This window comes from Parvibaculum sp. (assembly GCF_040882025.1).
GTDB lineage: Bacteria > Pseudomonadota > Alphaproteobacteria > Parvibaculales > Parvibaculaceae > Parvibaculum.
On record NZ_JBBECC010000100.1, the window covers coordinates 1 to 20,464 of the forward strand.

A 20,464-nucleotide genomic window follows, 5' to 3' on the forward strand; every position below is an offset into this window, starting at 1 on the left:
TGGCGCCGTTCTGGTCTTAAGTCTCACCTCTCGGACCGTCGCAACCGCATGTCGGCGCCAAGGGGAAAAATGAGCGATCACAACCAGATAGCCCGATCTTCTTTCTCGCCCTCTGAAGAGGGCGGCTGGTCGGCCGGCGCTTTCGACGGCATCGTCGTTGCCCGCTGCTTCGCCTTTCTCGCCGATCTTCTGGTCATCTGCGTCCTTCTCCTCGCCGCGAACATCCTGTTCGGTTTTCTCGGCATCCTGACCTTCGGCCTGCTCTGGCCGAGCGCGGCGCTGACGCCGCTGCTCGCGCTGGCCTATTTCACGCTGACCCTGGGCGGCCCGCGATCGGCGACGCCCGGCATGCGCTGGCAGGGCATCGAACTGCGCACCTGGGACGGCCGCCGCCCCGGCTACCTGCAGGGTGCGCTGCAGACGATCCTCTTTTACGTTACGACCGCGGCGATCACGCCGCTTGTCCTGATCGTGCCTCTTTTCAATACACGCCGCCGCTGTCTTCACGATTATCTCTGCGGCACCGTTTTCGTCCGCCGTTCCGCTTAGCCGTCGTCCCGCTGCATGAACCCGCGAGTCTGATGCGCGCATGGAAACGCTGACCCCCTTTGTCTGGCAGATGTGGGCCGTCTACGCGCTGGTGCTGGCGGCCGTGCTGCTGTTCAGCATGGAGCGCCTGACGCTCGAAATATCGGCGCTGGCGATCCTGACGGTGTTGCTGGTCTTCTTCTATCTCTTCCCCGTCATCGGGCCCGACGGCCGCAACATGCTCGGCGCCACGGCGCTACTCTCCGGCTTCGCCAATCCGGCGCTGATTGCGGTCCTCGCGCTTCTTGTCATCGGACAGGGCATGTTCCAGACCGGTGCGCTCGACGGCGTGACGCGCACGGTCGCCGATTTCGGCTCGCGCCATCCCGCCCGCACGATCTTTCTGACCTTCCTGCTGATCACCGTCAGCAGCGCCTTTCTCAACAACACGCCGATCGTCGTGATGTTCATCCCGGTGCTGGCGACGCTCGCCGGCCGTTTCGGCCAGCGCGCGCCGAAGGTGATGATGACGCTGAGCTTCGTCTCGATCCTCGGCGGCATGACCACGCTGATCGGCTCCTCGACCAACCTGCTGGCGGCCGGCGTCGTCCTGACCACCAACCTGCCGCCCATCGGCATTTTCGATTTCGTCGTTCCGGGCGTGTTCCTGGCCACCATCGGCTTCTTCTACGCCACCCTTGTCGTGCCGCGCCTGGTGCCCGATCGCGCCGGCCCGGCGCTGGAGCTTGGCGGTGCCGATCAGGGCGGCGGCAAGCAGTACATCGCCCAGATCGAGGTAACGGCCGGCCACCCGCTGGTCGGCGCCATCGCGCTGGCCGGCCTTTTCGCGCCCCTGCGCGACATGACGGTGCGCATGATCCAGCGCGGCGAACATCCGATCCTGCCGCCCTTCGAGGATGTGACGCTCGAACCCGGGGACGTCATCATCGTCGCCGCGACGCGCCAGACGCTGACCGAGTCGCTGAAATCGGGTTCGAAGATTTTCGAGGGCATGCTCGAGGAACGCTTCGCCGAAGGCGCCGGCAATGGCGAGGCGCCGTCCCGCCCCGGCGGCGAACTGACGCTCGTCGAAGCCGTCGTCGCGCCGGGCTCGCGCATGATCGGCCAGACGATCGAACAGATCGCCTTCCGCCACCAGACCGGCTGCATCGTGCTGGGCGTCCAGCGCCGCAGCCGCATGATCCGCACCGTCCTCAACGACATCCGCCTCGAGGCCGGCGATGTACTGCTGGTGCTGGGCAAGGGCGCCCACATCCAGGACCTGCGTCACAGCCGCGACGTGCTGCTGCTCGAATGGTCGGCGACGGAGCTTCCCGACCCGAAGCTCGCCCACCGGGCGCTGGCGGTCTTCGGCATCATGGTCTCGACGGTGCTGCTCGGCTGGCTCCCCATCGAGATCGCGGCCATCGCCGGCGCCGGCGCGATCATCGCGGCGGGCGTCCTGAACGTCCGCCAGGCCGCGCGCGCCATCGACCGGCGCATCTTCCTGATGGTCGGCGCCATGCTCGGCGTCGCGACCGCGCTCGATGTCACCGGCGGCGCCCAGGCGATCGCGGAGGCCTCCGTGGTGCTTTTTTCGGGCTACGGCGTTCCGGTGATTCTCTCGGCCTTCTTCCTCGCCACCGCCATCACGACCAATGTGCTGACCAACAACGCGACCGCCGTCCTCTTCACGCCGATTGCCATCAGCACGGCAAACCAGCTCGGCGTCGACCCGCTGATCTTCGTCTATGCGGTGATTTTCGCCGCCAACTGCTCCTTCGCGACCCCCATGGGCTATCAGACCAATCTGCTGGTTATGGGACCGGGACACTACGAATTCCGGGATTTCGTCCGTGCCGGCACCCCTCTCGTCATCCTGCTCTGGTTGGCCTATTCTTTCTTCGCGCCTTGGTATTACGGACTTTGACCGCCGGGCGCCGGTGCAACAGGCGCGAACAGGCCGTGACAGACCAATCCCGCATCCGCTTTCCGCAATTCTACATCACGACGGCACAGCCATGCCCCTATCTGGCCGGCCGTTACGAGAAGAAGGTCTTCACCCATCTCCTCGGCGATGAGCCCGTCTCGCTGAACAACATGCTGACCCAGGCCGGCTTCCGCCGCAGCCAGAACATCGCCTACCGCCCTGCCTGCGACGGCTGCACGGCCTGCGTCTCGGTCCGCGTGATCGTCGACCGCTTCCGTCCCGGCCGCACCTTCCGCCGCCTGATCGCCCGCAACGCCGATCTCTCGGTCGGTCTGCGCGCGCCCAAGGCGACCGACGACCAGTATGCGCTGCTGCGCCGCTATCTCGACAGCCGCCATGCCGATGGCGGCATGGCCGACATGGCCCCCATCGACTATGTGGCGATGATCGAGGACACCACGGTTGCCACCCGCGTCGTCGAATACCGTCTCCCGCGCGAAAAGGAGGCGGACGGGCCGCCGCCGCTGATCGCTGCGGCGCTCACCGACACGCTCGATGACGGCCTCTCGATGGTCTACAGCTTCTACGACCCCGCCGAGACGGCGCGCAGCCTCGGCACCTGGATGGTGCTCGACCACATCGAGCGCGCCCGCATGCTCGGCCTGCCTTACGTCTATCTCGGCTACTGGGTCGATGGCAGCCGCAAGATGGCCTACAAGACCCGCTTCCAGCCGCTCGAGGCGCTCGGCCTTCAGGGCTGGAGCGAGATGCTGCCGCCCGCCGGTGGAAGCGCCGCCACGCTCTCTAACCCCTTGTTTCGGAAGCCGTTGCGCCCTGCGTAGGCGTGCCTATACTGGCCCCGCTTCGACGCTGCGGCGTCAGGGGAAGTCACTGGGGAGTCATCGATGAAGCGCCGTTCGTTTCTGGCGGGAGCCGGCACAGCCGCCCTCGCCGCCGCATCCATGCCCGCGCCGGCCATCGCGCAAGGCGCGTCGCGCCAGCTCAAGATGGTCACCACCTGGCCGAAAAACTATCCGGGCCTCGGCACCTCCGCCGAACGGCTGGCGACGCGCATCTCCGACATGACCGAGGGCAAGATCGACATCAAGGTTTTCGCCGCCGGCGAACTCGTCCCGGCGCTCGAATCCTTCGACGCCGTGTCGGGCGGCGCGGCCGACATCTATCACGGTGCGGAGTATTACTGGCAGGGCAAGTCGAAGGCCTACAATTTCTTCACCGCCGTGCCCTACGGCATGACCGCCAATGAAATCAACGGCTGGATCTATCATGGCGGCGGCCAGGAGCTCTGGGACAAGCTGGCGAAGGGCTTCAACATCAAGCCGTTCATGGCCGCCAACACCGGCGTGCAGCTCTCCGGCTGGTACCGCAAGGAAATCAATTCGCTCGACGACTTCAAGGGTCTGAAAATCCGCATGCCGGGTCTTGGCGGCGAGGTGATGCGCCGTCTCGGCGCCGCCGCCGTCACGCTGGCCGGCCCGGATATTTTTCCCGCCCTGCAGAGCGGCACCATCGACGCGACCGAATGGGTCGCGCCGTGGAACGACATGGCTTTCGGTTTCTACCGCATCGCCAAATTCTACTACTGGCCGGGCTTCCACGAGCCGGGATCGAGCCTTGCGGCGGGCTTCAACCTCGACGTATGGGAAAGCTTCACCAAACAGCAACAGGCGGTCGTGCGCGCCGCCTGCGCCGCCGAAAACGATTACACGCTGGCCGAATATACCTACCACAATGGCCGCGCCCTGAAGACGCTGGTCGAAAAGCACGGCGTCCAGATGCGGAAATTCCCCGCCGATGTGCTGGCCGGCCTCAAGAAAGCCTCGCACGAGGTGCTGGAGGATGCGGCGAAGAGCGATGCCGCCACCGCCGAAATCTATGCGAGCTTCCGCGAAGCGCTCGAAATTTCCGAGGAATGGACGCGGATCGGCGACGAAGGCTTTGTGGAGGCGCGCCGCAACTGACCGGCGCTTCGAAAGCATGAACGCACTTGCACGCCTTGCCAGCCTGATCGACGCCTTGAACGAGCGCGTCGGCCGCACCGTTGCCTGGCTCGCGCTCTTGATGGTGTTGGCGCAGTTCGTCGTCGTGCTGATGCGCTACATTTTCGGCGTCGGCTCGGTCTGGGCGCAGGAATCGATCGTCTACATGCATGGCACGCTCTTCATGCTGGCGGCCGGCTACACGCTGCTCCACAACGCCCATGTCCGCGTCGATATCTTCTACCGCGTGGCCTCGCCCGCTTATAAGGCGCGGGTCGACCTCGCCGGCACGCTCTTTCTGCTCTGGCCCGTCTGTTTTCTGATCTTCTATGTCGCGTTCCCCTATGTCGAAAGCTCATGGAGCGTCCGCGAGGGCAGCCGCGAAACCAGCGGCATCCAGGGCGTCTATTTGCTGAAAAGCGTTATTCTCGTCTTTGTCGTGCTGCTGGCGCTTCAGGGTCTTTCCACCGTCATCCATGCGCTGCGCGTTCTCGCCGGGCTCGAAAAGCCCGTCGAGGAAGCAGCGCCCCTGCTCTAGGCCGCCCGCTCATGGAGCTTCGCGACTCGCTCGACATTCTGATGTTCGCCGTGCTTTGCGCGGTGCTGCTGACGGGCTTTCCGGTCGCCTTCACGCTGGCCGGCGTGGCGCTCGGCTTCGGCTTTCTCGGCATGGCCTTCGGCGTCTTCGACTTCGGCTTCATGGCCGCCCTGCCCCAGCGCATCTACGGCAACATGACCAACGATGTGCTGATCGCCGTGCCGCTCTTCGTCTTCATGGGCACGATGCTGGAGCGCTCCCGCGTCGCCGAGGAACTGCTGGAAAACATGGGCCGCCTCTTCGGCCGCTTGCGCGGCGGTCTCGGCATTTCGGTGTCGGTGGTCGGCGCGCTGCTGGCGGCCTCCACCGGCATTGTCGGCGCCACCGTCGTCACCATGGGCCTGCTGGCGCTGCCCACCATGCTGCGCCGCGGCTACGACCCCGCGCTGGCCTCGGGCTCCATCGCCGCCGCCGGCACGCTCGGCCAGATCATTCCCCCGTCCATCGTGCTGGTGCTCCTGGGCGACCAGCTCGCCAATTCCTATCAGCGCGCCCAGCTCGACCAGGGCATCTTCGCTCCCGACACACTGTCGGTCGGCGATCTCTTTGCCGGTGCACTGCTGCCCGGTCTGATGCTGGTCGGCTTCTATATCCTCTACCAGATCGTCCGCGCCGCCCTCGATCCGAAATCCTCGCCCGCCATGCCGGTCGACGACAGCGTCTCGACATCAGAACTCTACCGCCGCACCCTGCGCGCGCTCGTTCCGCCCGTCGCCTTGATCGTCGCGGTCATGGGCTCGATCCTCGGCGGCATCGCGACCCCGACCGAAGCGGCCGCCGTCGGCGCCATCGGCTCGATCCTGCTGGCGGGCGACCGCCTCGAGGGCATGAAGTTTCCCGCCCGCCTCGCCGCCCTGTCGCTGATGGCGCTCCTTGTCCTCACCTGGGCGATGGACTTGCGCACCGCGCGCAGCGAAATCTCGGGCGCCGACCAGGCCGGCATCTGGCTCGCATATCTCCTTTGCGCCGGCCTTGCTGCCGGTCTGCTGGCCTGCCTCGTCCGTCTCCTCGGCGGCAAGGTTCTCTCCGATGTCGTCCAGTCGACGGCGCGCATCACCTCCATGGTCTTTGTCATCCTGATCGGCGCGGCGCTTTTCAGCCTCGTTTTTCGCGGCCTCGGTGGCGACGACACGGTGCGCGAATTCCTCACCTCCATGCCGGGCGGACCGATGGGCGCGGTCGTGATCGTCATGGCGATCATGTTCCTGCTCGGCTTCTTTCTCGACTTCATCGAAATCATCTTCGTGGTCGTGCCCATCGTCGCGCCGATCCTGTTGATGATGGGCATCGACCCGGTCTGGCTCGGCGTCATGATGGCGGTCAACCTGCAGACATCGTTCCTGACACCGCCCTTCGGCTTCGCGTTGTTCTATCTGCGCGGCGTCGCCCCCGACATCGTCACCACCATGCAGATCTGGCGCGGCGCCGTCCCCTTCGTCCTCATTCAGCTCGCAGCGCTTGCGATCCTCGCCATGTTCCCGCCGCTCGCCACATGGCTCCCGAAACTCATTTTCAGCGGAATGTAAAAACCCATGTCCAGAGTACCGCCTTCCAGGGATCCCGATGCCGCCGGCACGGCCGGCCGCAACATGATGCGCATCGGACTGGTCGCGATGTCCATGGTCGGCGTCGTCACCTTCTTCATCGTCACCGGCCGTGTCGACCTCGAGGAGCCGCTGGTCGTCACGGCAACGCCGGTACAGGTCGCGTCCTGGCGCGAGGACGCGCCGGTGAAACTCGATGTCGAAATGAAGATCGCCAACAACAGCAAGGAGGGCCTGCCGCTCGAGGCTGCGTCGCAATGCGAGATTTTTCGCTGGATTGTCCTCGATGCCGAAAGCGAATTCGTGCAGTCGCAAACCGGCGGCGAACCTTGCGTCGAACTGCCGGTCTCGGGCTTCCTCGACCCCAAACATTCGCTGACCGGCGCCTATACGCTGGAACTCGATCCCACACGCGTCAAGCCCGGCGAATACCGCCTCCTCGCCCGCTACTGGGGCTACGAGGTCCGCCAGCCCTTCACGATCGTCGAAGAGCTCCCGGAGCCCGAGCCGCCGCACTAGGACGAACCGTCACACATTTGAAACCAGACAGCGGTGGCTTAAAGCCCGGCCGTGACCGTCTTGGCCGGGGTCGGCCCTTCGACCCCTCCTGTCACGCCGCCCCGAAAATCCCGCCGAACTTGTGCCCCCGGGAAGACGCAGAGAAGAAAGAAAGGTTTCACGCGAAGGCGCGAAGACGCGAAGAAGGAAGAAGTAGGGATTGGCGCTTCGCGCCGAGAGAATCTTCGCGCCGCAGGCGCAATCGCCCTCTCGCGAAAATCTCCTCCCGTCTTTGGTCCTTCGCGTCTTCGCGCCTTCGCGTGAACTATTCCTTCCCTTCTCCGCGTCTCCGCGTGATACCTTCCTTCTTTTTTCTTCTTCGCGCCGTCGCATGAAATCCTGATGTCGGGGCTCGCAAGACCAATCAATCCGGACATGAAGCGATCTAGGCCGCCCCGAAAGTCCCGCCGAACTTGTGCCCCACCGGGAAGCCCTTGGGCGGCAGGCGCCCGGCCTGCGCACGCGCGCCGACCCAGTCCTTCAGGCCATCGAATGTCCGCATCCGGTCGGAACGGTCATAGGCGATCAGCCCCTGTTTCAGGGTGAAGGTCTTGATGTCGCCGAGACCGCCATCCTTGTAGCGCTGCAGGCGCACGCCCTTGCCGCGTGTCATCTCGTTCACTTCCTTCAGCGGAAAGATCAGCAGCTTCCGGTTCTCGCCGATCACGGCCACATGGTCGCCCTGCACCACCGCGCAGGCCACCGCCTCGTCGGTGCCGCCGACATTCAGCACCTGCTTGCCGGCGCGCCGCATCGCCACCACCTCGTCCTCCGGCACGATGAACCCGTTGCCCTCATGCGAAGCGACGATGAGCTTGCGCCCCGGCTGATGCACGAAAAGCGCCACGACGTCGCGGCTCTCGTCGAGATCGATCATCAGCCGCACCGGCTCGCCATGCCCGCGCCCGCCCGGCAGCTTCGCCGCTTCCAGCGTGTAGAACCGTCCATCCGTCGCAAAGAGCAGGATCTTGTCCGTCGTCTCCGCATGGATCGTGAGGCGCGGCCCGTCGCCTTCCTTGTATTTGATGTCGGCGTCGGACCCGAGATGCCCTTTCATCGAGCGGATCCAGCCCTTCTTCGAACAGACGACCGTGATCGGCTCCTTCTCGATCATCGCCTCGACCGGCACGAAATCGATCGTCGGCGCCTCCGAAAAGCTGGTGCGCCGGCGCCCCAGATCGGTCTTCGGCCCGAATGTCGCCCGCACGGCCTTGATCTCCTCGGCCACCCGTTCCCATTGTCGGGCGTCCGACCGCACCAGCGCCTTGAGCTCCTTCTGTTCGCTCGAAAGCGTCTTGTGCTCGCCCTTGATCTCCATTTCCTCAAGCTTGCGCAGAGAGCGCAGCCGCATGTTGAGGATGGCTTCGGCCTGATTGTCGGTCAGCTTGAAGCGCTTCATCAGCTTCGGCTTCGGCTCGTCCTCCTCCCGAATAATGCGGATCACCTCGTCGAGATTGAGATAGGCGACGAGATAGCCTTCCAGCACTTCGAGCCGCCGCGCGATCTTGTCGAGGCGGAATTTCGAGCGCCGGACCAGCACTTCCTTGCGATGTTCGAGCCAGGCCCGGAGCGCCTCGCGCAAATTCATCACGCCCGGCACCTGGCCGGCCGACAGCACGTTGAGGTTCAGCGGAAAGCGGTTTTCGAGTTCGGTCGTCCGGAACAGCGATTCCATCAGATGCTCGGGCTCGACGGTCCGCGACTTCGGCACCAGCACGAGGCGGATTTCCTCGGCGCTTTCGTCGCGCACATCTTCGAGCAGCGGCAGCTTGCGCGCCTGCAGCAGCTCCGCGAGCTTCTCCACCAGCTTCGACTTCTGCACCTGATAGGGAATCTCGGTGACGACGATCTGATAGCCGCCGCGCGGCAGCTCTTCCTTCTCCCACCGGGCCCGCACGCGAAAGCCGCCGCGCCCGGTCTCGTAAGCCTCGAGGATCGCCTCGCGCGTCTCGACGATGATGCCGCCGGTCGGAAAGTCCGGCCCTTGCACGAATTCGACAAGCTTCGCCATCCGCGCATTGGGATATTTGATGAGATGCAGCGCCGCGTCGCAGAGCTCGGCCGCGTTATGCGGCGGAATGCTGGTCGCCATGCCGACCGCGATCCCCGAGGCGCCGTTGGCGAGCAGTTGCGGAAAGGCGCCCGGCAGCACGATGGGTTCCCGGTCCTCGCCGTCATAGGTCTCGCGGAAATCGACCGTGTCTTCGTCGAGCCCTTCGAGCAGCAGCCCCGCCACCGCCGTCAGCCGCGCTTCCGTGTAGCGCATGGCCGCCGCGTTATCGCCGTCGACATTGCCGAAATTGCCCTGCCCGTCGACCAGCGGATAACGCACCGAAAAACTCTGCGCGAGCCTGACCAGCGCGTCGTAGACCGACTGGTCGCCATGCGGGTGATAGCGGCCGATGACATCGCCCACCACGCGCGCCGATTTCTTGAACCCCGATCCCGGATCGAGCTTCAACTGCTGCATCGCGAACAGCACGCGGCGATGCACCGGCTTCAGCCCGTCGCGAACATCCGGCAGCGCCCGGTGCATGATCGTCGACAGCGCATAAGCCAGATACCGCGTCTCCAGCGCCTCGCGCAGATTGACTTCATGCTCCGGCTCGATCGGCGGCGGCGTAACGGCTTTGGTCATGGGTCTTGTCCAACTGCAAAACAAACCCGTCATGGCCCGATTTATTCGGGCCATCCACGTCTTGGCGGCATTCTCTGAAAGAAAGACGTGGATGACCCGGCCAGGCCGGGTCATGACGAAACAGGGGCGTCAACACACTATACCAGCGATTCGTCCCTCACTCCGCCCTCGCCGCGATCTTCTCCATCAGCCGGATCCGCGCGTCGGGCAGATGCCGCCCCTGCGGCGCATAGAGATGCCGTTCGAGGAAATGCCCGGTCATCCGCAAACCTTCGGCAACCTCCGCCGCGCTCGCTTCGCCGGCCTGCGACGCGAGCAGAAATCCCGGCAGCCGGAACAGCCTCTCCTTGTAGGCCTCGCCCGCTTCGCGGCTGACCGCGCCGCCGCTTTTCGGCGACACGTAAATCAGGTCGTCCCGTCCCCCCGTCGCCGCGCATTGCGTCAGGTCGAGCCCGAAACCAAGCTCCTGCAACATCCCGAGTTCGAAGCGCACGAAAACCGCCGGCCACACACGGCCGTCTTCCATCGTCCCGAGCAGCACGTCATAAGCGTCGTAAAGCGAGGGATGCGCCTGCCGCTCCGGGATTGCCTCGGCAATCGAGCTTGCCGCGCTCAAGGCCAGCAGCGCCAGCGCATCGTCCATCAGGAGGCCCGCCAGCGGCTTCACGAGCTCCACCTGATAGGTGCCGAGATGTTCCGAAAGCCGCGCCCGCCAATGCGCCGCGAGCTTGTTGCCGGGCTGCAGCACACCCTTCATCCGCCGCGACGCCCCGCCGCGCACCAGCCCGAGATGCCGCCCCTGCGCGCGCGTGAACAGCTCGACAATGGCGCCGTTCTCGCCATGCGCCCGCGCCGACAGCACAAACCCCTCGTCACGCCATTCCACGTTCGCATTCTTCCTTATCCGTCATGGCCCGCTTCATGCGGGCCATCCACGTCTTCTTTATCTTTTCCATGGTCAATCAGGAGTTCGACAGCATCAATCCCTCACCGCCCCTTCGAACACCCGACACACAAATGCGCCGCCGGATCGGCCGCGAGCCGCTTCTCTGCGATGGCCTCGCCGCAGGCGCCGCAAAATCCATATTCGCCCGCTTCTATGCGCGCCAGCGCCGCCTCGACCTGCGCCATGCGGACGTGCCGCCGCTTCTCGGTCGCCTGCGCCATCGCCTGCGCCTGCAGCGCGTCCATGCGCGACAGCCGCCCGACGCTCTGCTGGTCGAGCGTCACCGGCGCACGATCCTCCGCCGTCGACGCAGACTCGGCGCGCAACGCCTGAAGCTCCGCTTCGAGCAGCGGCCGGAATCGCGCGGCAAGCGCGTCTTCGGACATTCGGTGATCCCTCTCTCGTCCTTCCCGCGGCGCGCAAAATGCGCCCTTTCCAGCATGAATGCTTGCGTCAACCTGCCACAAATTTTGCGCTACACAAGAGCATCGAACTGGGCTAGGTTCCGCCTCGTGCGGATGCCCGGCCGAAACAGGCCCGGCCCCGCCTGTCCCCAACATTTCGGGGACGATTTCGAAGCTGAAAGTTCGGCGATCTGTGTGACTGGAGCGATGGCTGCGAGCCATCCGCCACGATCTCGACAGCCGGGCTGCGCCGCAATATGCGGTGCCGTTGGCCTTCGGATCGTCCATTCGCACATGCGGCTCCCGCCGCGTGACCGCCGTTCCCTTGCCTTCGATCCGAAAATGGAGAGCAGATGGATACGTACGGAAAAAACTTCACTGCAAATGACAATGAAACGCCGGAAGCCCCCGTGGTCGAAACGCGCAGCCGCCACGCCTCGCTGATCGGGGATTCGATCGTCAACGAACAGGGCTGCGGCCCCGAGCCGATCGGCCTGCGCCCCGTGCCTGAAGAATTGCGGTGACGGTGGCGAAAATTTGAGAATACCGCAAACCGGTTAGAGCGTTTCCAGGTGAAGTGGAATCCGGTTCACCGTCCGGAAACGCGACGAAGCTAGAGACATGGAGCGTGAGACCATATGAGACGATTGAAACTTGTTCTGAAAGACCGGCTCGACCTGGAGAAGGTCGATGAAATGTCGGACTTCCTTGCTCGCGAATGCCCGCAACAGCACACCATCGTGCGTTTCGATGGCCGTATCTCGATCCTGATGCGCGACGACAGCAAAATGGACGACATTCGGGGCCGCTACGCCGATCTGATCGAGGAAGTCAGGGACGTCTACTGACCGCCGGCCGGCACGACTGCCGATCGAAAAGTCGTGCTCCCGGTCCGTTTGTGCCGCCGATACCGGCATTGTCCTCACCCTCGCGAAGGGCCGTCCGGATGAGTGAATATTTCGCCGCTCTTTCGTCGCCGCTTGTCTCGGTTCCCGGTTTCCGGCCAAATTTCGCCTTTGCGTCGGTCCCGTCCGGCGGAATTTTTCGCTACACAGGCGCTTCCGCATCGTCTAACGTTCGCTGCAGCGGAGCCGGTGTTTGAAGCTCCGCAAACACCCCGAACAATGGGGCACATCCGAAGCGACAGGCTCGGTGACATCGGACAACTCAGGCATCTTGCCTGCGTCCCGACCACCGGCCGCCGCAAGAGAATGTGGCCCGGTGCCGGTCAATCCGGTGTTCCCCGTAGAACGATGGTTCGACGGACGCCGTCCTTTGCTTCGCATTTTGGGGAAGCGAATGAACAAGTACACGGACAAGTCGAAGCCGTCCTTCGATGGCGACAAGACCCGGTTTGCCGTCGAAACCCGCTCCGCGAGCGAATCTTTCGGCAAGGACTCCGTCGTCGATGAACGCGGCTGCGGCCCCGAACCCATCGGTCTTCGTTCCGATTTCGAGATGGAGTGACGTCATGGAATCGCCGGCACCCGCGACCGATGCGGACACACTTCCCGCACAGCCTGCCACGACCCGCCGCGACTGCGCCCTGTGCGGTGCGCCGCCGTCGAGCGGCAGGATGCTGGCTTATGGCAATGCCGAGTGGCCGATGCGCCAATGCGTCTGCGGTTTCGTTTATCTGGAGAAGGCACCCGTCTACGAAGAGCTCGCTTCCAATCTCGCCTGGGAAAAATCCCACGGCGCGGAAACGGAACGGCGCATGAAGGAAGACAGGGTCGCGCAAACGATCAGCAAGAAAACACGCTGGCGTATGCACCTCTTCAAGCGCCGCAACATGACGGAACTGCTGGTCCGGTCCTGCGTCGAGGGTGACGTTCTGGATATCGGCTGCGCTACCGGCCTCCACCTGATGGGCCTGCCTCCGGAAGTTCGGCCGCATGGCATCGAGATCTCCGAATATCTCGGCCGGCAGGCGCGGGAAAACTTCGAGTCCCGTGGTGGAACCGCATATATCGGCCCGGCGCTTCACGTCATGCGCGAGCTGCCGTCCGGAAAGTTCGCCGCCATCGCCATGCGGTCCTATCTCGAACACGAAGCTCAGCCGTCGGACGTTCTTGCGGAGGCACAACGTATTCTGAAACCTGGCGGCGTCCTGTTCATCAAGGTACCGAACTATGCCTCGGTCAACCGCTTCGTGCGCGGCCGCAAGTGGTGTGGATTCCGCCTGCCCGATCACCTCAACTACTTCACTCCTTCCTCTCTCGCGCGCATGCTCCGCGCTGCGAAATTTTCCGTGAAGCAGCCTTGGAGCTGGCGCCTGCCGACCGGCGACAACATGTGGGTCGAAGCACGCATCCTCAGACTGCTGATGTTCTTTCAGATAGGTGTCGTATGACACGTCTCAAGCTGCTTCTTTCACCCAACCTCTCCCTGCTGACGGAAAAGAGTGTTTTCGAGTTCCTCTCCGGCGAATGGCCGCACAAATACACGGTGGAGCGGTTCGATGGCCGCGTTTCGATATATCTCAAGGATGAATCCGGATTGACCGAAATCGAAAATCGCTTTCCGGGGATCGTTCAGGATGTGAAATATGTCTGCTGAACGGGCATCTCCCGGTGGATTATTCTAGCCGATCTTGCGGGAAAACGCGGACTGGATACGGCAACGGACCACGCCGGGGAAATACAACCGGAATGCCGCTGCTGAATTTGAGTGCCTCATTGAAACAAGGGTCGTCATGGCAAATCTTCACACCGTCTGGCTCGGCATCGACATGTCGTGCGAAGTGCTGGAGCTTCTGGATGAGTTGCGTGGGCTGAGCTGCGGTGAGCGAGCCTTTGCCTCGTTTTCCGGCGGCGAGGCGGCAATGCATTTTTCTTCTCTTGCCGACGCGACCGCTTTCGTTGGCCTTTTCTCCTTCCTGCTGGAGGAAATGACCGGCGACGAGCGCGCGAAGACAGAATCGGCGCGCGGCCGATGAGCGAACTCTTTGCCGAACTCGACTACCGCCCCACGCCGCTCGGCGCGCTGACCTTGCGCCGGCGCCGCGAGCTGTCGCTCGGCGTCGATGTCTACGAGATCAAGCTCGGCGACGAATATCTGATGTCGAGCCTCTTCACGGCTTCCGAGGAAGCCCTCGCCCGCCTTGCGCTTGCCGACCTCGACGGCGCCCATTTCGATGTCGTGGTCGGCGGCCTTGGCCTCGGCTACACGGCCCGCGCGGTGCTGGAAGACAACAAGGTCGATTCGCTGGTCGTTGTGGAATTTCTGGATGCGGTGGTCGAGTGGCACGAAGAGGGCTTGCTGCCGCTTGGCCCGGAACTCAGCGGCGATCCCCGCTGCCGCTTTGCGCGCGGTGATTTCTTCGCCCTCGCCGCGGCCGGAAACGGCTTCGTCGCCGAGCACAGGGGCCGCCGCTACGACGCGATACTGGTCGACATCGACCACGCACCGGATTTCTGGCTCGCGGAGGCGAACGGCGCATTCTATCGCGAGGAAGGTTTGAAGAAAGTCGCTGGCGTCTTGCGGCCCGGCGGCATTTTCGGTCTCTGGTCGAACGACCGGCCGGACGAAGCCTTCGTGAAGCGCCTTGCCGCCGTCTTCGCCGAAGCGCGCGCCGAGCCGGTGACGTTCAAGAATCCGCTGCAGCAGGACCGCGAATTCACGCAGACCGTTTATCTGGCGCGAACCGCCTGATGTCCGTTCCCGAATCCTGCCCCGTTTGCTGCGTGCCTTCGCCCGTCCCCTTCATGGAGGTCGGCCCGCTGCGCTACTGGAAATGCGAAACCTGCGAGGCACGCTTCCTCGATCCCGCGCAGCACCCCGCGCCCGATGTCGAGCGCGCGCATTACCTGACCCACGAAAACGATCCCGCCGATCAGCGCTACCGCGCTTTCCTGTCGAAGCTCGCCACGCCGCTGCTGGCGCGCCTCGCGCCCGGCTCGTCCGGCCTCGACTATGGCTGCGGCCCCGGCCCCGCTTTGGCTGCCATGCTCCGCGAGGCCGGCCACGAAATGGCGCTCTACGATCCCTTCTTCCACCCCGACGAAAAAGCGCTTGCCCGCAGCTACGACTTCATCGCCTGCACCGAAACAATCGAACATTTCCACCGCCCGGCCGACGAGTTCGACCGCCTGCACAACCTTCTCCGTCCCGGCGGCTGGCTCGGCCTGATGACGAGCTTCCAGACCGACGATGCCCGCTTCGCCGACTGGCACTACCGCAAGGACCCGACCCATGTGGTCTTCTACCGCGAGGAAACGTTCCGCATCGTCGCGGCATGGCGCGGCTGGACCTGTGAATTCCCGGCGCCGAATATTTGCCTCGTTCGCAAGGCGACATCTCTTCCGCTTTGATGCCCGCCGGTCCGCATCTCTTTATCCGTCCCCCTTCTTCCGCTAGAACCGGCAGCGAATACAACACGCACCAATTCGCCGGCGCCTGCGCACCAAACGACACGAACGGGATATGAAACCGGAAGAAGCAGAAGAACGAACGCGCCTCCAGGCCTGCCTCGAAGCCATCGACCTGAACCTGCAGGCGATCGGCTCGCGTCTCCACGCCTATGCGCAGGAGGTCAAGGAGAGCAAGACCCATATATGGGAAGCGCGCCGCGACATGGATCACATCGAGAAGATCGCGATCCGCGAAACCATCGACCAGAAGCTGCGCTCGGCCGAGGTAATCCGCGCCCAGCGGCAAAAGCTGCGGAAGCTCCGGCGCTCGCCCTATTTCGGCCGGGTGGATTTCACCCGTCAGGGCAAGGCCGATGCCGAACCCGTCTATGTCGGCGTTCACGATTTCCAGGACGACGAGACGAAGAAGACGCTTGTCTACGACTGGCGCGCGCCGATCTCATCCCTGTTCTACGATTACGAGACCGGCCCCGCGCGCTACGAAACGCCCGGCGGCGAAGTCTCGGGCCGGATCGAGCGGAAGCGGCAGTTCCGCATCCGCGACGGGCAACTGGAATTCATGCTTGAATCCGGTCTGAACATCGTCGACGAAGTGTTGCAGCAGGAGCTCAGCCGCTCCTCCGACGACGGCATGAAAAATATCGTCGCGACGATCCAGCGCGACCAGAACGCCATCGTCCGCGACGCGGAGGCGCACACGCTCATCATCCAGGGCGTCGCCGGCTCCGGAAAAACCTCCATCGCGCTGCACCGCATCGCCTTCCTGCTCTACCGTTTCAAGGACTCGCTCGGCTCGAGCGACGTGCTGATCGTCTCGCCGAACCGTGTCTTCGCCGACTATATCGGCAACGTCCTTCCCGAACTCGGCGAGGAAATGGTCGGCGAAATCGGCATGGAAGATCTGGCCGGGGAACTTCTCGGTCACAAATACCGTTTTCAGACCTTCTTCGAACAGACCGCTCAATTGCTTGAGAAGGACGACGAGGCCCTGAAGGCGCGCATCGCGGCCAAGGCCTCTCCCGATTTCCTGAAGCGGATCGACGCTTATGTCGAACATCTGGAAGCCGGTTCCTTCGCCGCCGTCGAATGGCGGACCGGAAAGCGCATCGTGCCCGAGTGGTTCTTCGAGGAGAGTTGGCGCAAATATCGCGGCATGGGCCTCACCGAACGCATCGGCCATGTCGTCGGCGCGGCCGAACACCAGATCGGCATTTACTACAATCACGATCTCCGCACCGAGGAACGCCGCTCCCTCCGCGAAGCGGTGCGCGGCATGGTGCGCCGCCCGGCGCTGCGCGAAGCCTACAAGAACCTCTTCGTCTGGATGGAGCGGCCCGATCTCTACAAGACCGCTGGCGGCCGGCTCGAATATGCCGATGTCTTCCCCCTGATCCATCTGAAGATGAAGCTTGAAGGCATCGAAAATCCGTACAAGGACGTCAAGCATCTGCTGATCGACGAAATGCAGGATTACACGCCGCTGCAATACGCCGTTCTCGGCCGGCTCTTCAACTGCCGCAAGACGATCCTCGGCGACGCCTCCCAGGCGGTAAATCCCTACAGCGCGTCGACCGCCGGCCAGATACGCGACGTCCTGCGCGCCGCCGCGCCGGTCAAACTCACCCGCAGCTACCGCTCCACATGGGAGATCATGCGGTTCGCGCTCGCCATTTCGCCCAACGACGAACTGATCCCGATGGAGCGGCACGGCGAGCCGCCGCAGCTTGTCGTCTGCAGGAAACAGGGCGATGTCGTCACGCGGCTCATCCGCGAGATCGGCGAATTCGAATCCTCCGATCACAAGACGCTCGCCATCATCGCCCGCACGCAGAAAGAAGCGAAGAAGGTTCACGCCGCCCTCGCCGCCGCAGGCCGGGAGGTACGCCTGCTCGACGGCGCGAGCGCGGGCTTTTCGGCCGGCGCGATGATCTGCACCGCCCATCTCGCAAAGGGCCTCGAATTCGACCGGGTGATCGTCCCCGGCGCGAGCGCCGCCAACTACAGCACCGAAATGGACCGCAACCTGCTCTACGTCGCCTGCACCCGCGCCATGCACCGCCTCACCCTCATCGCCAACGGCGCCCCCGCGCCCTTCCTGCCGAAGCAGCCGTAGCGGAGCGCATCCGCGCGGAACGGACAACGCATGGCCACGCAACACCCCAACCAAAAACCGTCATTGCGAAACGCGGCGAAGCATCCCGGAAAGCGGCATGCGCTGAGTTCGCGGCTCTCTGGGTTGCTTCGTCGCGGCTTCGCCGCGCCTCGCAATGACGAAGCTGTCAATTCTTGCCCCACGAACGCGCTACTTCTCACCCTCCCCTGGGGGCCTGTCCTCCGAAGCGCTTCTTGGCGCGTAGGGGGAAGGCTCGAAATTTGAAAAGCGCCTTGCGCGCTGGCGCGGCAACGGCTTGAGTTCGCGAGCCCAATCATGCCAGATCATGCCAAATCATGAATAAACCGGAAGCACCTCAACCCAGGGCCTGGCTCAACCGCACCGTTCTCGGCGCCGGGATCACCAGTGCGTTGGGCGACTTCTGCTACGAGACGACGACCGTCATCCTGCCGGGCTTTCTTGCCGTTCTCGGCATTCCGGCGGCCGCGCTCGGCCTCATCGAAGGGGCCGCCGACGCGATCGCCAGCTTCACCAAAATGTTCTCGGGCTACATCGCCGACAAGTTCGGCCACCGCAAGACGCTGGTCATTGTGGGCTACGCATTGACGCCGGTCGGTCAAGCCCTGATCGCCCTCGCCGTCGGCTGGCCGCTCATTCTTCTGGGCCGCATCGTATCGTGGTTCGGCAAGGGCCTCCGCGGCCCCTTGCGCGATGCCATCATCGTGCAGGCCATCGCGCCTGAAACGCGCGGCCGCGCCTTCGGGTTTCACCGCGCAATGGACTCGCTCGGCGCCATTGCCGGCCCGCTTCTTGGCGTCGCGCTGCTCGGTTGGGCGCAGACCCTGCCCTGGGACAGCGCGGACGAACCGTTCCGGCTGGTCTTCTGGTTGACCCTGATCCCCGGCCTCCTCGCGGTTCTCGCCTTTTTGACGCTGGTGCGCGATCCCGAACACACACCCAATCCGGCGATGAAATTCATGTCGACGCTCAAGGGCCTGCCGGCGCGTTTCAAACGCTATCTCGCCGCTGTCGGCATTTTCGGCATGGGCGATTTCTCGCACGCTCTGCTGATCCTCGCCGCAACGCAACTGCTCACACCTTCGATGGGCGTCGTGCAGGCGGCCCAGGTCGCCGGACTTCTCTATGTCGGGCGCAACACCGTACAGGTCGTCGCATCATGGCCCGTTGGCGCGCTCGCCGACCGTTTTGGCGCCCGGCCGGTGCTGATCGTCGGCTATGCGCTGGGCGTCCTGACCGCAGTTCTGACGGCCCTCGTCTTCGCCACCGGCAACGGCGATAGAATCGCTCTTCTGACTGGCATCTTTTTTATCGCTGGCCTCTATGTCGCGGTGCAGGAAGCGCTTGAAGCGACGGTCACGGCCGGCATGGTCGAAGAGCGCACGCTGGCGACGGGCTACGGCGCACTCGGCACGGTCAATGGCGCCGCGAAGTTCTTCTCCAGCGCCGCCGTCGGTATTCTCTGGACGGCGGTCTCGCCGCAATTCGGCTTCGGCATGGCAGCGCTTCTCATGGCGGCGGGCACGCTGGCGCTGATACGCCTGCGCTGATCGCCTCCTCACTCCTTCGGAAAATCGAGCCCCATCTCGCGGTAGCGTTCGCGGTCGTCCGACCAGTTCTCGCGCACCTTGACGAACAGGAAGAGATGCACGCGGCATTCGAGCATCTCTTCAAGCTCCTCGCGCGCCAGTCGCCCGACGCCTCGCAATGACGAAGCTGTCAATTCTTGCCCCGCGAACACGCCACTTCTCACCCTCCCCTCGGGGAATACCGTGACAGGAGCAACGTTCCATTCTGAGCAGGGGGATCGCTGCGCCTTTCATCGTATTTTAAATGCTCCAGGAGAGCGCAAAACAATGCGGCCGGACGGCTATAGCTCATCACTAAAACATGAGACAGGCGGAAATCCAGCGTCGATAGAGGGGTAAAATCGCGTGGCTATAGTAGCCGATACCCTTTTGGGAACCACACTCCACGCCAGACCGGAGCTTCCATGTTAGGTATTACATGCCCCCGGTCGAGCGTCGAGATGTCCACATTCTCAATGACTCTCTTTATCTGCGGGATAGCTTCGTCTTTGAACACCGACTGACGGAGCAAGGTGATAGCGTCATCGTAGCTATATGCAGTAACCCCACAGCCAAATTGCAACGGGCTGTATTTGGGCAACTCATCAAAACTGAACCAGTACCGCTTCAACAAGGCATCAACCTCACGGTTCAATACGGTGACAGGAGCAACGCTCCCTTCCCAGCATGGAAATAGATGCTCCTGTCACAGCATTCGGGTCCAAACCCGCTACGAAACCTGATCTATCTGCGTGATCCGGCGTGCGTGGCGCGCTTCACCCGGAAACGGTGCGGCGAGCCAGCGCGCGACGGCGTCTTTGGCTTGATCGAGCGTAAGAAACCGAAGGCCGAGGGAGAGCGCATTTGCGTTGTTGTGTTCGCGCGTCGAGGCCAGAATATCCAGACGTTTGCCGGAAGCGTCCACTTGCTCGCTCCCGGGGTCGCCATAATAGAGCGCGCAGCGAACGCCTTTGAACCTGTTCGCGACGATCGCTTCGCCTTGTCCGGAAGCCCCGGCAACGATGGTGCGACTGTCTTTCCCGGCGGCGACATCTTCCGAAAGTTTTCTGGCGGCATTGGCGACGATTCCCGGATAGTCGTCCTGCGGATCGTCTACCAGGGCACCGCAGTCTTCGACCTCGCATTTGAGTTGATCGCGGACATATTCGACAAGCTTGTTCTTGGTATCGAATCCGGCATGGTCCGAAGCGAAATAAACTTTCATGGCCATATGGCAGCACCTTCA

The 20,464-nt window shown here is 63.6% G+C and carries 21 protein-coding genes and 1 pseudogene; 17 read left to right on the forward strand and 5 right to left on the reverse strand.

Annotation, left to right across the window (positions count from 1 at the left end; translation table 11 throughout):
* The first annotated feature begins 69 nt into the window (after positions 1-69).
* The 7 genes from WEB61_RS07065 to WEB61_RS07095 all read left to right on the forward strand — a co-directional run bounded on the left by WEB61_RS07065 (position 70) and on the right by WEB61_RS07095 (position 7,119).
* Positions 70-549 (forward strand): RDD family protein, encoded by a 480-nt coding sequence (locus WEB61_RS07065; protein ID WP_368063626.1) that lies wholly within the window; start codon positions 70-72, stop codon positions 547-549.
* 40 nt (positions 550-589) lie between these two features.
* Positions 590-2,458, forward strand: a complete 1,869-nt coding sequence (locus WEB61_RS07070; protein ID WP_368063627.1) for an SLC13 family permease — start codon at positions 590-592, stop codon at positions 2,456-2,458.
* 35 nt (positions 2,459-2,493) lie between these two features.
* On the forward strand, positions 2,494-3,300 hold the full coding sequence (locus WEB61_RS07075; protein ID WP_368063628.1) for an arginyltransferase: 807 nt from the start codon (positions 2,494-2,496) through the stop codon (positions 3,298-3,300).
* 63 nt (positions 3,301-3,363) lie between these two features.
* Positions 3,364-4,440, forward strand: a complete 1,077-nt coding sequence (locus WEB61_RS07080; protein ID WP_368063629.1) for a TRAP transporter substrate-binding protein — start codon at positions 3,364-3,366, stop codon at positions 4,438-4,440.
* Between the two features lie 16 nt (positions 4,441-4,456).
* Entirely contained in the window at positions 4,457-4,996 is a 540-nt protein-coding gene (locus WEB61_RS07085) for a TRAP transporter small permease subunit (protein WP_368063630.1), read from the forward strand.
* A gap of 11 nt (positions 4,997-5,007) precedes the next feature.
* Entirely contained in the window at positions 5,008-6,582 is a 1,575-nt protein-coding gene (locus tag WEB61_RS07090; protein ID WP_368063631.1) for a TRAP transporter large permease subunit, read from the forward strand.
* Between the two features lie 6 nt (positions 6,583-6,588).
* Positions 6,589-7,119 carry a hypothetical protein gene (locus WEB61_RS07095; RefSeq protein ID WP_368063632.1) on the forward strand — a complete coding sequence of 177 codons (531 nt, stop codon included), beginning with the start codon at positions 6,589-6,591 and terminating at the stop codon, positions 7,117-7,119.
* 424 nt (positions 7,120-7,543) lie between these two features.
* Here the strand turns inward: WEB61_RS07095 and parC are convergent, their stop codons facing one another.
* From parC to WEB61_RS07110, 3 genes are all read right to left on the reverse strand, one after another.
* A complete protein-coding gene (parC, locus tag WEB61_RS07100) occupies positions 7,544-9,796 on the reverse strand; it encodes a DNA topoisomerase IV subunit A (protein ID WP_368063633.1) in 2,253 nt (750 codons plus the stop codon).
* Between the two features lie 157 nt (positions 9,797-9,953).
* Positions 9,954-10,682 carry a DNA repair protein RecO gene (gene recO / locus WEB61_RS07105; protein ID WP_368063634.1) on the reverse strand — a complete coding sequence of 243 codons (729 nt, stop codon included), beginning with the start codon at positions 10,680-10,682 and terminating at the stop codon, positions 9,954-9,956.
* Positions 10,683-10,783: 101 nt separating this feature from the next.
* Positions 10,784-11,128, reverse strand: coding sequence for a TraR/DksA family transcriptional regulator (locus WEB61_RS07110; protein WP_368063635.1), 345 nt, complete (start codon positions 11,126-11,128; stop codon positions 10,784-10,786).
* A gap of 371 nt (positions 11,129-11,499) precedes the next feature.
* On the opposite strand from WEB61_RS07110, the gene WEB61_RS07115 reads away from it, so the two are divergent.
* From WEB61_RS07115 to WEB61_RS07160, 10 genes are all read left to right on the forward strand, one after another.
* Complete coding sequence (locus tag WEB61_RS07115; protein WP_368063636.1) at positions 11,500-11,670, forward strand: hypothetical protein; 171 nt, start codon at positions 11,500-11,502, stop codon at positions 11,668-11,670.
* 114 nt (positions 11,671-11,784) lie between these two features.
* Positions 11,785-11,994 carry a hypothetical protein gene (locus WEB61_RS07120; protein ID WP_368063637.1) on the forward strand — a complete coding sequence of 70 codons (210 nt, stop codon included), beginning with the start codon at positions 11,785-11,787 and terminating at the stop codon, positions 11,992-11,994.
* A gap of 451 nt (positions 11,995-12,445) precedes the next feature.
* Positions 12,446-12,613, forward strand: coding sequence for a hypothetical protein (locus WEB61_RS07125; protein ID WP_368063638.1), 168 nt, complete (start codon positions 12,446-12,448; stop codon positions 12,611-12,613).
* Positions 12,614-12,617: 4 nt separating this feature from the next.
* Positions 12,618-13,499 carry a class I SAM-dependent methyltransferase gene (locus WEB61_RS07130; protein ID WP_368063639.1) on the forward strand — a complete coding sequence of 294 codons (882 nt, stop codon included), beginning with the start codon at positions 12,618-12,620 and terminating at the stop codon, positions 13,497-13,499.
* Positions 13,496-13,705 (forward strand): hypothetical protein, encoded by a 210-nt coding sequence (locus WEB61_RS07135; protein WP_368063640.1) that lies wholly within the window; start codon positions 13,496-13,498, stop codon positions 13,703-13,705. The genes WEB61_RS07130 and WEB61_RS07135 overlap by 4 nt, the downstream gene beginning before the upstream one ends.
* Positions 13,706-13,841: 136 nt before the next feature.
* Entirely contained in the window at positions 13,842-14,084 is a 243-nt protein-coding gene (locus tag WEB61_RS07140; protein WP_368063641.1) for a hypothetical protein, read from the forward strand.
* Positions 14,081-14,800: a spermidine synthase gene (locus WEB61_RS07145; protein WP_368063642.1), complete on the forward strand. Its 720-nt coding sequence runs from the start codon at positions 14,081-14,083 to the stop codon at positions 14,798-14,800. Before WEB61_RS07140 ends, WEB61_RS07145 begins: the two co-directional genes overlap by 4 nt.
* Complete coding sequence (locus WEB61_RS07150; RefSeq protein ID WP_368063643.1) at positions 14,800-15,459, forward strand: class I SAM-dependent methyltransferase; 660 nt, start codon at positions 14,800-14,802, stop codon at positions 15,457-15,459. The genes WEB61_RS07145 and WEB61_RS07150 overlap by 1 nt, the downstream gene beginning before the upstream one ends.
* 112 nt (positions 15,460-15,571) lie before the next feature.
* Positions 15,572-17,632: a 3'-5' exonuclease gene (locus WEB61_RS07155; RefSeq protein WP_368063644.1), complete on the forward strand. Its 2,061-nt coding sequence runs from the start codon at positions 15,572-15,574 to the stop codon at positions 17,630-17,632.
* A gap of 335 nt (positions 17,633-17,967) precedes the next feature.
* On the forward strand, positions 17,968-19,200 hold the full coding sequence (locus WEB61_RS07160; protein WP_368063645.1) for an MFS transporter: 1,233 nt from the start codon (positions 17,968-17,970) through the stop codon (positions 19,198-19,200).
* Positions 19,201-19,208: 8 nt separating this feature from the next.
* On the opposite strand, the pseudogene WEB61_RS07165 reads toward WEB61_RS07160, so the two are convergent.
* Positions 19,209-19,361: pseudogene (locus WEB61_RS07165) on the reverse strand (GTPase Era); the annotation flags it as partial.
* Positions 19,362-19,948: 587 nt separating this feature from the next.
* A complete protein-coding gene (locus WEB61_RS07170; protein ID WP_368063646.1) occupies positions 19,949-20,449 on the reverse strand; it encodes an RpiB/LacA/LacB family sugar-phosphate isomerase in 501 nt (166 codons plus the stop codon).
* Between the last annotated feature and the right edge of the window lie 15 nt (positions 20,450-20,464).